This is a genomic window from Nocardioides aestuarii (genome assembly GCF_039527245.1).
GTDB classification, from domain to species: domain Bacteria; phylum Actinomycetota; class Actinomycetes; order Propionibacteriales; family Nocardioidaceae; genus Nocardioides; species Nocardioides aestuarii.
This window is the reverse complement of sequence record NZ_BAAAJT010000002.1, coordinates 1097606-1112173: the sequence shown is the minus strand read 5'-3', so window position 1 is coordinate 1112173 and position 14568 is coordinate 1097606. Positions and strand designations below refer to the sequence as shown.

Annotated in this window: 16 protein-coding genes; 9 read left to right on the top strand and 7 right to left on the bottom strand. The window is 71.8% G+C overall.

Annotated features, from left to right (window positions below; all coding sequences use genetic code 11):
• Positions 1-31: 31 nt before the first annotated feature.
• The 3 genes from ABD091_RS05750 to ABD091_RS05740 all read right to left on the bottom strand — a co-directional run bounded on the left by ABD091_RS05750 (position 32) and on the right by ABD091_RS05740 (position 2921).
• Positions 32-814 carry an inositol monophosphatase family protein gene (locus tag ABD091_RS05750; protein WP_343916303.1) on the bottom strand — a complete coding sequence of 261 codons (783 nt, stop codon included), beginning with the start codon at positions 812-814 and terminating at the stop codon, positions 32-34.
• 70 nt (positions 815-884) lie between these two features.
• Positions 885-2474 carry a catalase gene (locus ABD091_RS05745; protein WP_343916301.1) on the bottom strand — a complete coding sequence of 530 codons (1590 nt, stop codon included), beginning with the start codon at positions 2472-2474 and terminating at the stop codon, positions 885-887.
• Positions 2475-2546: 72 nt separating this feature from the next.
• Positions 2547-2921 (bottom strand): ankyrin repeat domain-containing protein, encoded by a 375-nt coding sequence (locus ABD091_RS05740; protein ID WP_343916299.1) that lies wholly within the window; start codon positions 2919-2921, stop codon positions 2547-2549.
• A gap of 67 nt (positions 2922-2988) precedes the next feature.
• Between ABD091_RS05740 and ABD091_RS05735 the strand changes: the two genes are divergently transcribed.
• From ABD091_RS05735 to ABD091_RS05725, 3 genes are all read left to right on the top strand, one after another.
• Entirely contained in the window at positions 2989-4623 is a 1635-nt protein-coding gene (locus tag ABD091_RS05735) for an AMP-binding protein (RefSeq protein ID WP_343916297.1), read from the top strand.
• A 37-nt stretch (positions 4624-4660) separates the two neighbouring features.
• Positions 4661-6085, top strand: coding sequence for an ATP-dependent sacrificial sulfur transferase LarE (gene larE / locus ABD091_RS05730; protein ID WP_343916295.1), 1425 nt, complete (start codon positions 4661-4663; stop codon positions 6083-6085).
• Positions 6086-6179: 94 nt separating this feature from the next.
• The gene (locus tag ABD091_RS05725) at positions 6180-6575 is read left to right on the top strand and encodes a cold-shock protein (protein WP_343916293.1); all 396 of its coding nucleotides are present in this window, start codon (positions 6180-6182) and stop codon (positions 6573-6575) included.
• Positions 6576-6594: 19 nt separating this feature from the next.
• On the opposite strand, the gene ABD091_RS05720 is transcribed toward ABD091_RS05725, so the two are convergent.
• Positions 6595-8022: an MFS transporter gene (locus ABD091_RS05720; RefSeq protein WP_343916291.1), complete on the bottom strand. Its 1428-nt coding sequence runs from the start codon at positions 8020-8022 to the stop codon at positions 6595-6597.
• Between the two features lie 88 nt (positions 8023-8110).
• On the opposite strand from ABD091_RS05720, the gene ABD091_RS05715 reads away from it, so the two are divergent.
• On the top strand, positions 8111-8890 hold the full coding sequence (locus tag ABD091_RS05715; RefSeq protein ID WP_343916289.1) for a DUF3027 domain-containing protein: 780 nt from the start codon (positions 8111-8113) through the stop codon (positions 8888-8890).
• 7 nt (positions 8891-8897) lie between these two features.
• Here ABD091_RS05715 and ABD091_RS05710 read toward each other — a convergent pair whose 3' ends face one another.
• Together ABD091_RS05710 and ABD091_RS05705 are read right to left on the bottom strand one after the other, a co-directional pair.
• The gene (locus tag ABD091_RS05710; protein WP_343916287.1) at positions 8898-9509 is read right to left on the bottom strand and encodes a class I SAM-dependent methyltransferase; all 612 of its coding nucleotides are present in this window, start codon (positions 9507-9509) and stop codon (positions 8898-8900) included.
• On the bottom strand, positions 9496-9789 hold the full coding sequence (locus ABD091_RS05705; protein ID WP_343916286.1) for a DUF2530 domain-containing protein: 294 nt from the start codon (positions 9787-9789) through the stop codon (positions 9496-9498). The genes ABD091_RS05710 and ABD091_RS05705 overlap by 14 nt, the downstream gene beginning before the upstream one ends.
• An 83-nt stretch (positions 9790-9872) precedes the next feature.
• On the opposite strand from ABD091_RS05705, the gene ABD091_RS05700 reads away from it, so the two are divergent.
• The gene (locus ABD091_RS05700; protein ID WP_343916284.1) at positions 9873-11309 is read left to right on the top strand and encodes an NCS2 family permease; all 1437 of its coding nucleotides are present in this window, start codon (positions 9873-9875) and stop codon (positions 11307-11309) included.
• On the opposite strand, the gene ABD091_RS05695 is transcribed toward ABD091_RS05700, so the two are convergent.
• Complete coding sequence (locus ABD091_RS05695; RefSeq protein WP_343916282.1) at positions 11302-11829, bottom strand: GrpB family protein; 528 nt, start codon at positions 11827-11829, stop codon at positions 11302-11304. The two genes, ABD091_RS05700 and ABD091_RS05695, sit on opposite strands and share 8 nt — an antisense overlap.
• 56 nt (positions 11830-11885) lie before the next feature.
• Between ABD091_RS05695 and ABD091_RS05690 the strand changes: the two genes are divergently transcribed.
• The 4 genes from ABD091_RS05690 to rpsG all read left to right on the top strand — a co-directional run.
• Positions 11886-12335, top strand: coding sequence for a MarR family winged helix-turn-helix transcriptional regulator (locus ABD091_RS05690; RefSeq protein ID WP_343916280.1), 450 nt, complete (start codon positions 11886-11888; stop codon positions 12333-12335).
• Positions 12332-13606 (top strand): MFS transporter, encoded by a 1275-nt coding sequence (locus ABD091_RS05685; RefSeq protein ID WP_343916278.1) that lies wholly within the window; start codon positions 12332-12334, stop codon positions 13604-13606. The genes ABD091_RS05690 and ABD091_RS05685 overlap by 4 nt, the downstream gene beginning before the upstream one ends.
• A 191-nt stretch (positions 13607-13797) precedes the next feature.
• Positions 13798-14172 carry a 30S ribosomal protein S12 gene (gene rpsL, locus ABD091_RS05680; RefSeq protein ID WP_028636428.1) on the top strand — a complete coding sequence of 125 codons (375 nt, stop codon included), beginning with the start codon at positions 13798-13800 and terminating at the stop codon, positions 14170-14172.
• Between the two features lies 1 nt (position 14173).
• Positions 14174-14568: 30S ribosomal protein S7 (gene rpsG, locus ABD091_RS05675; protein WP_343916271.1), on the top strand; the 395-nt coding region annotated here is incomplete at its 3' end.

Sequence of the window (14568 nt, the reverse complement as noted above, 5' to 3'; positions counted from 1 at the left end):
TGCAGGAATCCCCGGTCATCCGGGGATTCCGTCACCCCAGCGAGGGCAGCAGGCCCTGCACCAGGTCGTACGTCGCACGGTCGGCCGCGGCGACCAGGCCGGCGGGCTCCGGGTCCTGCGCTCGGTAGGGATCGCCGGCGAAGGTGCCGACGTAGCCGCCGGCCTCGGTGACCAGCAGCGAGCCGGGGGCGTGGTCCCACGGGTTGCCCTTGCGGTAGACCGCGTAGTCGGCGTCGCCCTCGACCAGCTTGGGGTAGTCGACGCCGCAGCAGACCCACGTCAGCTCCAGCGCCGACAGGGCGCCGAGCGTGCGGCCGATCCACGAACGCCGCGACGTGACCCCGCGCAGCTCGCCCACGGGCGGACGCACCAGCCGGGTGCCGTCCCGGAAGGCCCCCGCACCGCGCTCGGCGACGTAGGCCAGCTCGTGCTGCGGCTGCCAGATCCACGACCGCACGACGTCGCCGCCGCGCAGCTCGGCGACCATCACCGCGTGGTCGGGGCTACCCTTGACGAAGTTCTTGGTGCCGTCGACCGGGTCGACGGTGAAGGCGTGGTCGGCGGCCCGGAACCGCTCGAGCACCGACGGGTCGTTCGCCGTCGCCTCCTCGCCGAGCACCATCGCGCCCGGGTACGCCGCGAGCAGGGCGTCGGTCAGCAGCCGTTCGGCCTCCCGGTCGGCGACGGTGACGAGGTCGCCGGGCCCCTTCTCGTCGATCTGCTCCGACTCCAGGGACCGGAATCGGGGGACCACCACCTCGTCGGCGACGTCACGGACGAGGGCGAGCACCGCATCGGTGTCGAGACCGCTCATGTCCACCAACCTACTGACAGCACGAGCGTGACGGACCGGTCAGCCCGGTCCGTCCCGCTCGTCGGTCGGCTCAGCCGGCGTGGGTGTCCTGCTCCACGACCGGGTCGCCGGCGTCCTCGGCGGCGTTGCCGGGCTGGGCGCCGGGCGCGCCCGCGTCGATCTCGGCCCGCACGGCCTCCTCGATCTGCTTGCCGGTGTCGGCGTCGACGGCCTTCCAGTAGGCGAAGGCCCGCTCGAGGACGTCGCCCTCGACGCCGCCCAGCAGGTGACCGGCGACCGTCTTCACGAAGGACGCGCGCTGGTCGTCGTCCCAGACCTCGCGGACCAAGGCACCCGCCTGGGCGAAGTCGTCGTCGTCCTGGCGCAGCGTGTAGGCCTGCCGCACCATCGCGCCGTCGGTCTCCCAGCCGTCGTCGACCTCACCGACCTGGTCGGCGTAGCCGCGGCCGAACGAGTTCGGAGCGTAGACCGGGTCGTCGCCCCGGTGCTCGTAGGCCATCGGCCCGTCCTGGGTGTAGGTGTTGACCTCGACGTGCGGCCGGTTGACCGGCAGCTGCAGGTAGTTGGGCCCGATCCGGTGGCGGTGGGTGTCGGAGTAGGCGAACGCCCGGCCGAGCAGCATCTTGTCGGGCGAGAAGCCGATGCCGGGGACGACGGCGGACGGCTCGAAGGCGGCCTGCTCGATCTCGGCGAAGAAGTTCTCCGGGTTGCGGTCGAGCGTCATCGTGCCGACCTTCACGAGCGGGTAGTCGTCGTGCGGCCAGATCTTCGTCAGGTCGAACGGGTTGATCCGGTAGGCCTTGGCGTCCTCGTAGGGCATCAGCTGCACCGACAGCGTCCAGCTCGGGAACTCCTGGCGCGCGATCGCGTCGTAGAGGTCGCGGCGGTGGAAGTCGGCGTCCTCGCCGGCGATCCGGGTGGCCTGCTCGTCGGTGAGTCCCTCGACGCCCTGGTCGGAGTGGAAGTGGTACTTGACCCAGTGCTTCTCGCCGGCCTCGTTGACCCACAGGTAGGTGTGGGAGCCGTAGCCGTTCATGTGGCGGTAGCTCTTCGGGATGCCGCGGTCGCCCATGAGGTAGGTGACCTGGTGGGCCGACTCCGGGTTGAGGCTCCAGAAGTCCCACTGCATGTTGTTGTCGCGCAGCCCGTTGCCGCCGCGCCGCTTCTGGCTGCGGATGAAGTGGGGGAACTTCATGGTGTCGCGGATGAAGAAGACCGGGGTGTTGTTGCCGACGAGGTCGTAGTTGCCCTCGGAGGTGTAGAACTTCAGCGCGAACCCGCGGGGGTCGCGCCAGGTGTCGGGCGAGCCCTGCTCGCCCGCGACGGTCGAGAACCGCGCGAGCATGTCGGTGCGGGCGCCCTGCTGGAACAGGGCCGCCTTCGTGTACGCCGACACGTCCTCGGTCGTCTCGAAGTGGCCGAACGCGCCGGACCCCTTCGCGTGGACGTTGCGCTCCGGCACCCGCTCGCGGTTGAAGTGGGCCATTTGGTTCAGGAAGTGCACGTCGTGGAGCAGGATCGGGCCGTCGGGTCCGACCGTGAGCGAGTTGCGGTCGCTCGGCGCGGGCGCGCCGGTGTCGGTCGTCGAGCCGATCCGGGCCTCGGAGCTGGGGTCGGTGGCGACGGCGGTGCCGTTCTCGGGAACGGGAAGATCAGTCATGGGAAGCCTCCTGCGGTGGGTGGACGGCTGTCCCTCCAACCTCGCAGCCACTCTGGAACGAGTCAAGAAAACTTAGGGGTGAAAGAGCCGCTCGTCCGAGCCGAACAGTGCGGCCGCCTCCCGTGCGGTCGGGCTGCCGTGGTCGAGGTCGGCGCCGGCCGCCACGAGCAGCCGCACGACCTCGTCCTCGCCCTTGAAGAGCGCCCCGCTGACCGGCGCCTGGCCGCGCGCGTTGAGGTGGTCCGGGTCGGCGCCCCGGTCGAGGAGCGCGGTCACCGTGGCGGCGTGGCCGTGGTAGGCCGCCAGCATCAGGGGCGTGTTGCCGTCGGCGTCGGGCTGGTCGACCGGATAGCCGGCGTCGAGGAACTCCAGCAGCAGGTCGGTGCGGCCGTGGCGCGCGCAGTCGGCGGCGTACTCGAGCGCGGGGGTGGGGTCCTCGGTCTCCATCGCCGCCACCGTAGCCCTGCGGACGGAGGGCTGACGGCGAGCCGCCCGCGGGCATAGGTTCTGGTCCATGGCAGAGCTCTCGGAAGCACGCGGCGAGACCACCCCGGCCCTCCTCGAGGAGACGATCGGCGCCAACCTGGAGGCGACCGTCGCCCGCCACCCCGAGCGGGAGGCGATGGTCGAGGTCGCGAGCGGCCGGCGCTGGACGTGGGCCGAGCTCGACGCCGACGTCGACGCGCTCGCCCGCGGCCTGGTCGCGGCCGGGATCGAGCAGGGTGACCGGGTCGGGATCTGGTCGCCCAACTGCGCCGAGTGGACGCTGGTGCAGTACGCCACGGCCAAGATCGGCGCGGTCCTCGTCAACGTCAACCCGGCCTACCGCACCCACGAGTTCTCCTACGCGGTCAACCAGAGCGGGCTGCGGCTGCTGGTGACGGCGACCGAGTTCAAGACCAGCGACTACCGCCAGATGGTCGCCGACACCCGCCACGAGTGCCCCGGCCTCGAGCGCGTCGTCCACCTCGGCACCGAGGAGTGGGACGCCCTCCTCGCGGAGGGCGAGTCGTTGCCGGAGACGACGGTCCCCGAGCGGATGGCGGCGCTGACAGCCGACGACCCGATCAACATCCAGTACACGTCGGGCACCACCGGCCGGCCGAAGGGCGCCACGCTCAGCCACCGCAACATCCTCAACAACGGCTACTTCACGACCGAGCTGATCAACTTCACCGAGGAGGACCGGCTCTGCATCCCGGTGCCCTTCTACCACTGCTTCGGGATGGTCATGGGCAACCTCGGCTGCACCACCCACGGCGCGACGATGGTCATCCCCGCGCCCGGCTTCGACCCCGAGATCACGCTCCGCACGATCCAGGACGAGCGCTGCACGGGCGTCTACGGCGTGCCGACGATGTTCATCGCGATCCAGCACCACCCCGACTTCTCGTCCTACGACCTGTCCACGCTGCGGACCGGGATCATGGCCGGCTCGATCTGCCCGGTCGAGGTGATGAAGCACTGCATCGACGACATGCACATGGCGGAGGTGTCGATCGCCTACGGCATGACCGAGACCTCCCCGGTCTCCTGCCAGACCCGCCACGACGACGACCTCGAGCGGCGAACGGCGACCATCGGCCGCGTCCACCCCCACGTCGAGGTCAAGGTGGTCGACCCGGTCACCGGCGAGACCGTGCCGCGCGGCACGCCCGGCGAGCTCTGCACGCGGGGCTACTCGGTCATGCTCGGCTACTGGGACGACCCGGAGAAGACCGCCGAGGCGATCGACGACGACGGCTGGATGCACACCGGCGACCTCGCCGAGATGCGCGAGGACGGCTACTGCAACATCGTCGGCCGGATCAAGGACATGGTCATCCGTGGCGGCGAGAACATCTACCCGCGTGAGATCGAGGAGTTCCTCTACACCCACCCCGACGTCGAGGACGTCCAGGTGATCGGGGTGCCCGACGAGAAGTACGGCGAGGAGCTCTGCGCCTGGATCAAGCTCAAGGAGGGTGCCGATCCCCTCGACGCCGACGGCGTCCGCGCCTTCGCGTCCGGCAAGCTCGCCCACTACAAGATCCCGCGCTACGTCATGGTCGTCGACGACTTCCCGATGACGGTCACCGGCAAGATCCGCAAGGTCGAGATGCGCGAGAAGTCCGCGGCCGACCTCGGCCTGAGCGCAGGACCTCACTGATTCTTCGCCGTCTCCGGCGGCCACCTACGCTGGCGGCGTGCCAGCCCAGCCCCTGTCCGTCGGGTTCGACCTCGACATGACGCTCATCGACACCGTGCCCGGGTTCGGCGCGGTGCTCGAGGCGCTGGGCACCGAGCTGGCGGTCGACTTCCCGGTCGCCGAGATGACCGGCAGGCTCGGACCGCCGCTCGACCTGCTGCTCGGCCCCCACCTGGCCGCCGAGGCGATCCCGCCCGCCGTCGACCGGTTCCGCGAGCTCTACCCCGACCACGCCATCACGACCGTCCCGCTCCTTCCCGGCGCCACCGAGGCCCTCGGCGCCGTACGTCGCCACGGGGGCCGGGTGGTCGTCGTGACCGGCAAGTACACCCCCAACGCCCGGCGCCACCTCGACCACCTCGGGCTCGACCACGACGTGCTCGCGGGCGAGGTCTGGGGGGTCGGCAAGGGCGACGTCCTGGCCCGCGAGGGATGCAGCATCTACGTCGGCGACCACGTCCACGACGTGGAGGGCGCTCTCGCCGCGGGCGCGACCAGCGTCTCGGTGCTGACCGGCGGCTGCACCCGCGAGCAGCTCGAGCAGGCCGGCACCCACGTCGTCCTCGACAGCCTCGACGACTTCCCCGACTGGCTCGCCGGTCACCTGCTCGAGCAGCGGGTCGCGGCCCTGGAGGCCGACCTCCGCGAGCGGGGCTCGGTGATGGTGGCCTACAGCGGGGGGGCCGACAGCGCCTTCCTCCTCGCGGCCGCCGTGCGCGCGCTCGGCGCCGACCGGGTCGTCGCCGCGACCGGCTACTCGCACTCGCTGCCGCAGGCCGAGCGTGACCCGGCCCGTGACTTCGCGCAGTGGCTCGGGGTGCGGGTGCTGACCCCCGAGACCCGCGAGATGGAGCGCGAGGGCTACCGCGCCAACGCCGGCGACCGCTGCTTCTTCTGCAAGGCCGAGCTGCTCGACGTGCTGATGCCGCTCGCGGCCGAGCACGGACTGGCCCACGTCGCGACCGGGACCAACGCCGACGACGTGGTCGCGGGCTTCCGGCCCGGGATCCGCGCGGCCGCCGAGCGCGGGGCGATCACGCCCCTCGCGGACGCCGGGCTGACCAAGGCCGACGTCCGGGCCGCCTCGCGCGGCTGGGACCTCCCGACCTGGGACAAGCCCCAGGCCGCCTGCCTCTCCAGCCGGATCGCCTACGGCATCGAGGTCTCCCCCCACCGCCTCGCCCGTGTCGAGCGCGCCGAGGCCGGCGTACGCCGCGTGGCGGCCGCGCTCGGGCTCGCGGTGCGCGACCTGCGGGTCCGTGACCTCGGCGAGCGCGCGTCGCTCGAGCTCGACGCCGCCCTGCTGCCCCTCGCGCCCGACCTCGAGACGAGCCTGCTGGCGGAGGTCCGGGCGGCCGGGTTCGACGAGGCCGGGGTCGACCGTCGCGGATTCCGGTCCGGCTCCCTCAACGACCGGCTCTGAGGGTCGATACCCGGTTGGGCCGGGTGCCGCCCGGCCTCTACGATTGGGCGCTGCCGCGGCGACGGGTCGCGGCTCCGGAGGGAAGGTCAGAGGCGTGCCGACCGGCAAGGTGAAGTGGTTCGACCCCGAGAAGGGTTTCGGGTTCCTGTCGCAGGACGACGGCCCCGACGTCTACGTGCACACCGACGCGCTCCCCGACGGCGTCACCACCCTCAAGAACGGTGCGCGCGTCGAGTTCGGCATCGCGCAGGGTCGCCGCGGCGAGCAGGCGCTCCAGGTCCGGCTGCTCGACTCCCGCGCCTCGGTCCAGCGCAACCAGGCCCAGGCCAAGCGCAAGAGCCCCGAGGACATGGTCACGATCGTCGAGGACACCATCCGGCTCCTCGACGGCGTCGGCGAGACCTACCGCCGCGGGCGCCACCCCGAGGCGAAGACCGCCCGCCCGACCGCCAAGCTGCTCCGCGCCCTCGCCGACGAGCTCGACGCCTGACAGCAGGTCGGGTCACGACTCAACCCGCGACGGCGACCGGCGTCTGGCGCGTACGCCGCGACGCGAGGACGAAGACGGTCCACGCGGTGAGCACGACGAAGGCCACGCCGAGCCCGAGCCGCGCCGGCTCGAGCGGCAGCGCGATGCCGACGAACCCGCCGATGACCCACGCCAGCTGGAGCGTGGTGTCGCTGCGGGCGAAGGCGCTGGCCTGCACCCGGTGGGGGACGTCGCTCTGGATGGTGGCGTCGAGGCAGAACTTGGCCAGCGACTGGGCGAGCCCGGCGCTGAGCCCGAGCAGGACCAGCGGCAGCACGCCGTAGAAGAGGGTCGCGACCAACGTGACGACGGTGATCATGACCAGCACCACGACGACCGTGATCGCCGGCGTGATCCGCTTGAGCAGCGAGGCGAGCAGGATCCCGAGCGCGTTGCCGGCGCCGGCGGCGCCGACGACCAGTCCGATCAGCAGCTCGGCGCGGAGGTCGGAGGGCGGCGGGTTCTCGCGGAGCAGGAACGCCATGAACATGAGCAGGAAGCCCGAGAGCCAGCGCGGCCCGCAGTTGGCGCGCAGCGCGAAGGCGACGGCCGAGGGGATCCGCACCTTGGCGCGACCACGGCGCGACGTCGCCGCCTCTGCCTCGGAACCGCGCAGCACCAGCTCGTCCTCGCCGACGGCCGAGTCCACCTTCTCGGGGAGCCGGATCGCGCAGATCGTGGCGACCACGAAGACGGCGAAGCCGAAGCGCAGCGACCACTCCGGCCCGATCAGCGAGAGCGCGCCGGCGATGGGGGCGGACGCGGTCGCCCCGACGGTGCCCGCCAGCGACACCCGGCCGTTGGCTCGGACCAGGGTGAAGGTCGTGGGGAGCAGGCGCGGCACGGCCGCCGCCTTCGTCACGCCGTAGGCCTTGGACGAGACGAGGACGCCGAGCGCTGCGGCGAACAGCCAGGGCGAGTCGCCGGTGACCGACGTGGCGAGCGCCCAGCACAGGAACGCCCGGATCGCCATCGTCGCGCCGATCGCCCACCGCCGGCCGTGGGCGAAGCGGTCGAGGAAGGGTCCGATCAGGGGTGCGACGATCGCGAACGGCAGCATCGTCAGCCCCAGGAAGAGCGCGACCTGGCCGCGCGCCTCGCCGGACGGGACCTGGAAGAACAGCGACCCGGCCAGCGAGATCGCGACCGCCGTGTCACCGGCGGCGTTGAAGAAGTGCATCTGGATCAGCCGTGACAGGCCGGACTCGCCGGCCCCCTCGGCCTCCGAGGCGCGGGTCGCCTGCTGGACCGTGTAGCGGCTCGCGCGGCCGGCTCCCCGTGCCGCTCCCGCGGCGCCGCGCGCGGTCGCCCGGGCGCCTGCCTTCAGCCCGTCGCCGACCGCCTTCGCCCGTGACCGCCCGGCCTCCGGGCCGGGGCCGGTGGAGTCGTCGCGGGGCTCCTCGGTCATGCCCCCCATCCTGCCCCGAGCCGCCGACGTCGTCCCACGCGGCGCCCCGACCTGACAGGGCTGGCCCTGATTTGTCATGATTCCCACCGTGAGCCCTTCCCTGCGCAGCCCCCGAGCCGACAGCGTCGCCGTCAAGGCGGCCGACGTCGCGCGGGCCGCGCTGCTCGAGGAGGTCGACGCCGCCGACGTCGGCGACCACCTCGGCCACCTCGTCGAGGGCGAGCGCATCGTCACCCACCAGTTCGCCTGCACCCGTCGCGGCTACGTCGGTTGGCACTGGTCGGTGACCGTCGTGCGGGCGACCCGGGCGAAGGCCGTCACCGTCGACGAGGTCGTCCTCGTGCCCGGCGACGCCGCGATCACCGCACCGGCCTGGGTCCCCTACAAGGAGCGCGTCCAGTCGGGCGACCTGTCGCCCGGTGACCTGCTCCCCGTCGAGGAGGGCGACCCGCGGCTGGTGCCGACCTGGTCCTTCGGCGACGACCCGCTCGACGACGACGCCAAGGCCCAGGTCCGCCAGGTCGCCCAGGAGCTCGGCCTCGGCCGGGTGCGCACCCTGTCACCGGAGGGCCGCGACCTCGCCGCCGAGCGCTGGTACGACGGCGACGCCGGGCCGGACAACCAGCTGACCCAGCAGGCGCCCGGTCGGTGCCACGGCTGCGGCTTCCTGGTCCGCCTGGCCGGTCCGCTCGCCGAGACCTTCGGCGTCTGCGCCAACGGCAACGCCAACGACGACGGTCGCGTCGTCTCGCTCGACCACGGCTGCGGTGCCCACTCCGAGGCCCAGCTCGCCAAGAAGTACGACCCCCAGCCGCTGCCGCAGCACGTCTACGACACCCTCGTCGACGACGACCTCGAGCGCCTCTGACGCCGGTTCAGCCGGCGGCCGACAGCACGAACACGCAGTAGTCGTCGGCCGGCGGGTGCAGCTCATAGCTGCCGAACCGGTGGTCGACGCGCAAGCCGGACGACCGGGCGTCCTCGGCCAGCTCGTCGGGGGCGTAGTCGCGCGCGCCCGCGGGGCCCGAGCGCGGGTGGAAGCCGACGAGCACCCGTCCGCCCGGCGCCAGCAGTGACCGCACGTGTGACAGGACCGCCCGCTCCGTGCCCTCGCCGAGATAGACCATGACGTTGCCGACGGCCACCACCAGGTCGAAGCGCCCCACCTCCTCGGCGTCGAGCGCCAGCGCCTCGTGGGGCAGCACCTCCAGGTCCGGGTACGTCGCCCGCGACTGGGCCCGCAGCGCCTCGTCCGGCTCGGTGGCGACGACGTCGTGGCCACGCGCGGCCAGCGCCGCGGCCACCCGACCCATCCCGGAGCCGAGGTCGAGGACCCGGCCGCCGCGCGCGAGCAGCGAGTCGGCGAGCCGTGCCTCCCCGTCGACGTCGGTGCCGTCGGCGACGAGTCGTCCGAAGCAGCGGCCGTAGCCGCTCGTCCCGTCACCGGCGAGCGCCCACCGCGTGGGCGGCCGGTCAGCCGTGGTCAAGGCCGTCGCGCTCGGCGCGCGCCTTGCGGCGGCGCCGGCAGTACTCCAGGCCGAAGAGGCCGAGCCCGAACCCGGCGAGGCACGCCCACAGCCACCACACGCGGCCGTTGGCCTCGAGCTCGCCGTAGAAGGGGAGCAGCGCGAGGAAGCCGAGCAGCCAGAGCGCGGAGCCGACCTCGACGGTGCGCACGCCGTCGACGTCGAGCGGGTCGACGTCGGCGACGATGTAGGTGCGGTTGCCGATCTCGTGCTGCATCGGCTGGTCGTCGCGGAGCTCCACGCCTTCACGGTAGTCGACGCCTCACGTCCGCGAAACACGTCGGTGACCGAGTCGTCACGACGGTTCTGCCATGCTGTCGGCCCGTGACCCTCGACGGCTACTTCAAGATCACCGAACGCGGCTCGACCATCGGGCGGGAGGTGCGTGGCGGCCTGGTCACGTTCCTGACGATGGCCTACATCGTCGTCCTCAACCCGCTCATCCTCGGCTTCGTGCCCGACTCGACCGGCGCCTTCCTCGGTGGCGGTCCCGGTGACGGCTCCAACCTGCCCGTGATCGCGGCCGGTACCGCCCTGGTCGCCGGCGTGCTGACGATCCTCATGGGCTCGGTGGCCAACTTCCCGCTCGCGCTCGCGGCGGGCCTGGGCCTCAACGCCTTCGTCGCCAACGCGATCGCGACCCGCTCGACCTGGGCCGACGCGATGGGCCTGATCGTCCTCGAGGGCATCATCATCCTGGTGCTGGTGCTGACCGGCTTCCGCAAGGCCGTCTTCCATGCCGTGCCCCAACAGCTCAAGGTCGCGATCTCGGTCGGCATCGGCCTCTTCATCGCACTCATCGGCTTCGTCGACGCGGGCTTCGTCACCCGGATCCCCGACGCCTTCCAGACCACGGTGCCCGTCCAGCTCGGCGCCGGGGGAGTGCTGACCGGCTGGCCGGTGCTCGTCTTCGGGATCGGCCTCGTCCTGGTCATCGCCCTGTGGGTACGCCGCGTGAAGGGCGCGATCCTGATCTCGATCGTGGCGACCACGGTGCTCGCGTTCGTCCTGCAGGCCGTCCTCGACCTCGGCGCCGCCGCGGTCGACGGCCCCGGCAACTGGTCGCTCAACGTCCCCGAGTTCACCAGCGCGGTGGACGTGCCCGACTTCGGCACCCTCGGCACCTTCTCGCTGTTCGGTGCCTTCTCCTCGGTGGGGGTCCTCGCCGCCGTGCTGCTGGCCTTCACCCTGCTGCTGGCCGACTTCTTCGACACCATGGGCACGATGACCGCCATCGGCGCGGAGGCCGGCCTCAACGACGCGGAGGGCATCCCCCCGAACTCCCAGAAGATCCTGGTCGTCGACTCCGTCGCCGCGCTCGCCGGTGGTGCCGCCGGCGTCTCCTCCAACACCTCCTACATCGAGTCGGCCTCCGGCGTCGGCGAGGGCGCCCGGACCGGCCTGGCGTCCGTCGTCACCGGCCTGCTGTTCCTGCTGACGACGTTCTTCGCCCCGCTCGTCGAGGCGATCCCCTCGGAGGCCGCGGTCCCGGCGCTGGTCCTGGTCGGCTTCCTGATGATGCAGCAGGTCAAGGGCATCGACTGGGACGACGTCGAGATCGCGATCCCGGCCTTCCTCACGATCGTCCTGATGCCGTTCACCTACTCGATCACCGTCGGCATCGGCGCCGGGTTCCTCGCCTACGTCCTCATCAAGGCCGTCCGCGGCAAGGCCGGCGCCGTCCACCCGCTGATGTGGGTCGTCAGCTCCCTGTTCGTCGTCTACTTCTTCATCGACCCGATCACCGACCTGCTCACATGAGCGCCCGGGCCATGATCTCGGCGACGACGTCGGACTTCGCGTCGGCGTAGTCCTGGACCACGGCCCACGTCCGGCCGGCGAGCTCGCGCTTCGTGCGCTCGTAGAGCTCCCGGTCGGACGCGTCGCGCCGCAGGTGGTCGCGGAAGGCGAGCATCCGGCGGACCTCCTCGCACCCGGGCGGGAAGACGTGGACGTTGGTCCGTGGCGAGCGGTCCTTGAAGAGCCGGTGCTGGTGCCAGGCCGGGTGGCGGCTGGCGAAGACGAGCCCCTCGGCCTCCAGCACCGGCGCGTACGCCGCCTCGTCCGCGGGGTCGGGGACGACGAGCACCACGTCGATGATCGCCTTGGCCGCCAGGCCCGGGACCGCGGTCGATCCGGCGTGGTGCACCTCGAGCGCGACCGGCCCGAGCGCCCGCTCGAGCCTCGCCCGCTGCTGCCCGAATACGCCGGGCCAGGCGTCGTCGTGGTCGACGACGACGACGAGCGAGCCCGGGTCGGGCGGCACCAGGTTCTCGCTCATGGGCAGCAGGGTAGTGGCCGGAATAGTTAGCACAGGTAATGAGTTAGGCTAACGACATGGCACCCACGGTCGAGAAGGCAGCACGCACCGACGCCGGCCTGGCCTCCCAGCTCCGGCTGTCGGTCATGCGGCTGCGCCGCCGGCTGGCCAACGAGCGCCACCCGGACAACGAGCTGAGCCTCAACACGATGGCCGTGCTCGGCAGCCTCTACCGCCACGGTGCGCTGACGGTCGGCGAGCTGGCCTCGCTCGAACGGGTCCAGCCGCCGTCGATGACCCGCACCATCAACTGCCTGCAGGAGTCCGGCCACGTCGTGCGCCGGCCCCACGAGTCCGACGGGCGTCTGGTCGTCGTCGAGCTGACCGAGTCGGGGACGGCGACCGTGATCGCCGACCGCCGCAGCCGCGACGCCTGGCTCGCTCGCCGCCTGTCCGACCTGACCCCGCACGAACGCGCCGTCCTCCGCGAGGCGGCCCCGATCCTCGAGAGGCTCTCGTCTAGTTGAGTCCCACCTTCCGTTCGCTCCGCAACCCCAACTACCGCCGGTACGCCGCCGGTGGCGTCGTGTCGAACACCGGCACCTGGATGCAGCGGGTGGCGCAGGACTGGCTGGTGCTCCAGCTCACCGCCAACAGTGGCACCGCCATCGGCATCACCACCGGGCTGCAGTTCCTGCCGTTCCTGCTCCTCTCCCCGCTCGCCGGCCTCGTCGCCGACCGGATCCCCAAGCGCCGCCTGCTCCAGCTGACCAACATCGGCATGGCCGTGCCGGCGGTGGTGCTCGGCCTGCTCGCGGTCACCGGCACCGCCCAGATCTGGCACGTCTACGTGCTCGCGCTGGTGCTCGGCGTCGCGTCCGCCTTCGACGCGCCGGCCCGCCAGAGCTTCGTCTCCGAGCTCGTCGACGGTGACGACCTCACGAACGCGGTCGGGCTCAACTCTGCGAGCTTCAACGCCGCCCGCCTGGTCGGTCCGGCCCTCGCCGGGGTCCTGATCGCCGCCCTCGGCGGCGGCGTGGTCGCGACCGGGTGGGTGATCCTGGCCAACGCCGTCAGCTACGCCGCGCCGGTGATGACGCTGCGCTCGCTCGACGCCCGCCAGCTCCACACCCCCGAGCCGATGAAGCGCGAACCCGGCCAGATCCGTGCCGGGGTCCGCTACGTCCTCGGTCGCCCCGACCTGATGCTGATCCTCGGCATCGTCTTCTTCGCGGGCACCTTCGGGCTCAACTTCCAGCTCACCTCGGCGCTGATGGCGACGGAGGTCTTCGACAAGGGCGCGACCGAGTACGGCCTCCTCGGCACCTTCCTCGCCGTCGGCTCGCTGACCGGCTCGCTGGTCGCAGCCCGGCGGACGACGGTGCGGATGCGGCTGGTGCTGGTCGCGGCCCTGGCCTTCGGTGCCCTCGAGGTCGTGGCGGGGCTGATGCCGACCTACGTGACGTTCGCGGTGATGACGCCCCTGCTCGGGCTCAGCGCGCTCACGATGATCACGGCGGCGAACTCGTTCATGCAGCTCCACACCGACCCGCTCCTGCGGGGTCGCGTCATGGCGCTCTACATGATGATCTTCATCGGCGGCACGCCGCTGGGCGCGCCCCTCGTGGGGTGGATCGGTGAGGTGGCCGGCGCGCGCTGGACGCTGCTGGGCGGGGGAGCGGCGACGGTCCTCGGCGTGCTCCTCTCCGCGGCACTGTTCCTCCGGGCCGAGCGGGCGCGCGCGAGCGTGGCCGACGGGCTCCCGGACCAGGTGGTCCCGACCGGTGCTGCCGCCTGATCCGCCGTTTTGACCCCCCTGTGGGCCCCGAGTAGCATCGATCCTCGTGTCTGGGACGACCAGACCGTTGCGCGCGCCCTCGTTGCTCCTCGCAGAGCCGCGGCGCCCACACAGGCACACAGCAGGACACGCATGACCCCGCCCCGGCAGAGCGTCGCGGCGAGATACGACAGGAAAGGGAACCACCCAAGGTGCCCACCATCAACCAGCTGGTCCGCAAGGGCCGCCAGGACAAGGTGTCGAAGAACAAGACGCCTGCCCTGAAGGGATCCCCGCAGCGCCGCGGCGTCTGCACCCGCGTCTACACGACCACCCCGAAGAAGCCGAACTCCGCCCTCCGCAAGGTCGCCCGTGTGCGCCTGAGCAGCGGCGTCGAGGTCACCGCCTACATCCCGGGTGTCGGTCACAACCTGCAGGAGCACTCGATCGTGCTCGTGCGCGGCGGCCGTGTGAAGGACCTTCCCGGCGTCCGCTACAAGATCATCCGCGGCACCCTCGACACCCAGGGTGTCAAGAACCGCAAGCAGGCTCGCAGCCGCTACGGCGCGAAGAAGGAGAAGAGCTGACATGCCGCGCAAGGGTCCGGCCCCGAAGCGGCCGATCGACGTCGACCCGGTCTACGGGTCCCAGCTGGTGACCCAGCTGGTCTCCAAGGTGCTCCGCGACGGCAAGAAGCAGGTCGCCCAGCGCATCGTCTACAGCGCCCTCGAGGGCTGCCGTGAGAAGACCGGCACCGACCCGGTCATCACGCTCAAGCGTGCGCTCGACAACGTCAAGCCCGCGATCGAGGTCAAGTCCCGCCGCGTCGGCGGCGCGACCTACCAGGTCCCGATCGAGGTCAAGGGCACGCGCGGCACCACGCTCGCGCTCCGCTGGCTCGTCGGCTACGCCGCCGACCGTCGCGAGAAGACCATGTCCGAGCGACTCATGAACGAGATCCTCGACGCCTCCAACGGCCTCGG

Coding starts and splice junctions, on each gene's coding strand:
- ABD091_RS05750 (WP_343916303.1), bottom strand. CDS start 814: ATGAGCGGTCTCGACACCGATGCGGTGCTCGCCCTCGTCCGTGACGTC.
- ABD091_RS05745 (WP_343916301.1), bottom strand. CDS start 2,474: ATGACTGATCTTCCCGTTCCCGAGAACGGCACCGCCGTCGCCACCGAC.
- ABD091_RS05740 (WP_343916299.1), bottom strand. CDS start 2,921: ATGGAGACCGAGGACCCCACCCCCGCGCTCGAGTACGCCGCCGACTGC.
- ABD091_RS05735 (WP_343916297.1), top strand. CDS start 2,989: ATGGCAGAGCTCTCGGAAGCACGCGGCGAGACCACCCCGGCCCTCCTC.
- ABD091_RS05720 (WP_343916291.1), bottom strand. CDS start 8,022: ATGACCGAGGAGCCCCGCGACGACTCCACCGGCCCCGGCCCGGAGGCC.
- ABD091_RS05695 (WP_343916282.1), bottom strand. CDS start 11,829: ATGAGCGAGAACCTGGTGCCGCCCGACCCGGGCTCGCTCGTCGTCGTC.
- ABD091_RS05690 (WP_343916280.1), top strand. CDS start 11,886: ATGGCACCCACGGTCGAGAAGGCAGCACGCACCGACGCCGGCCTGGCC.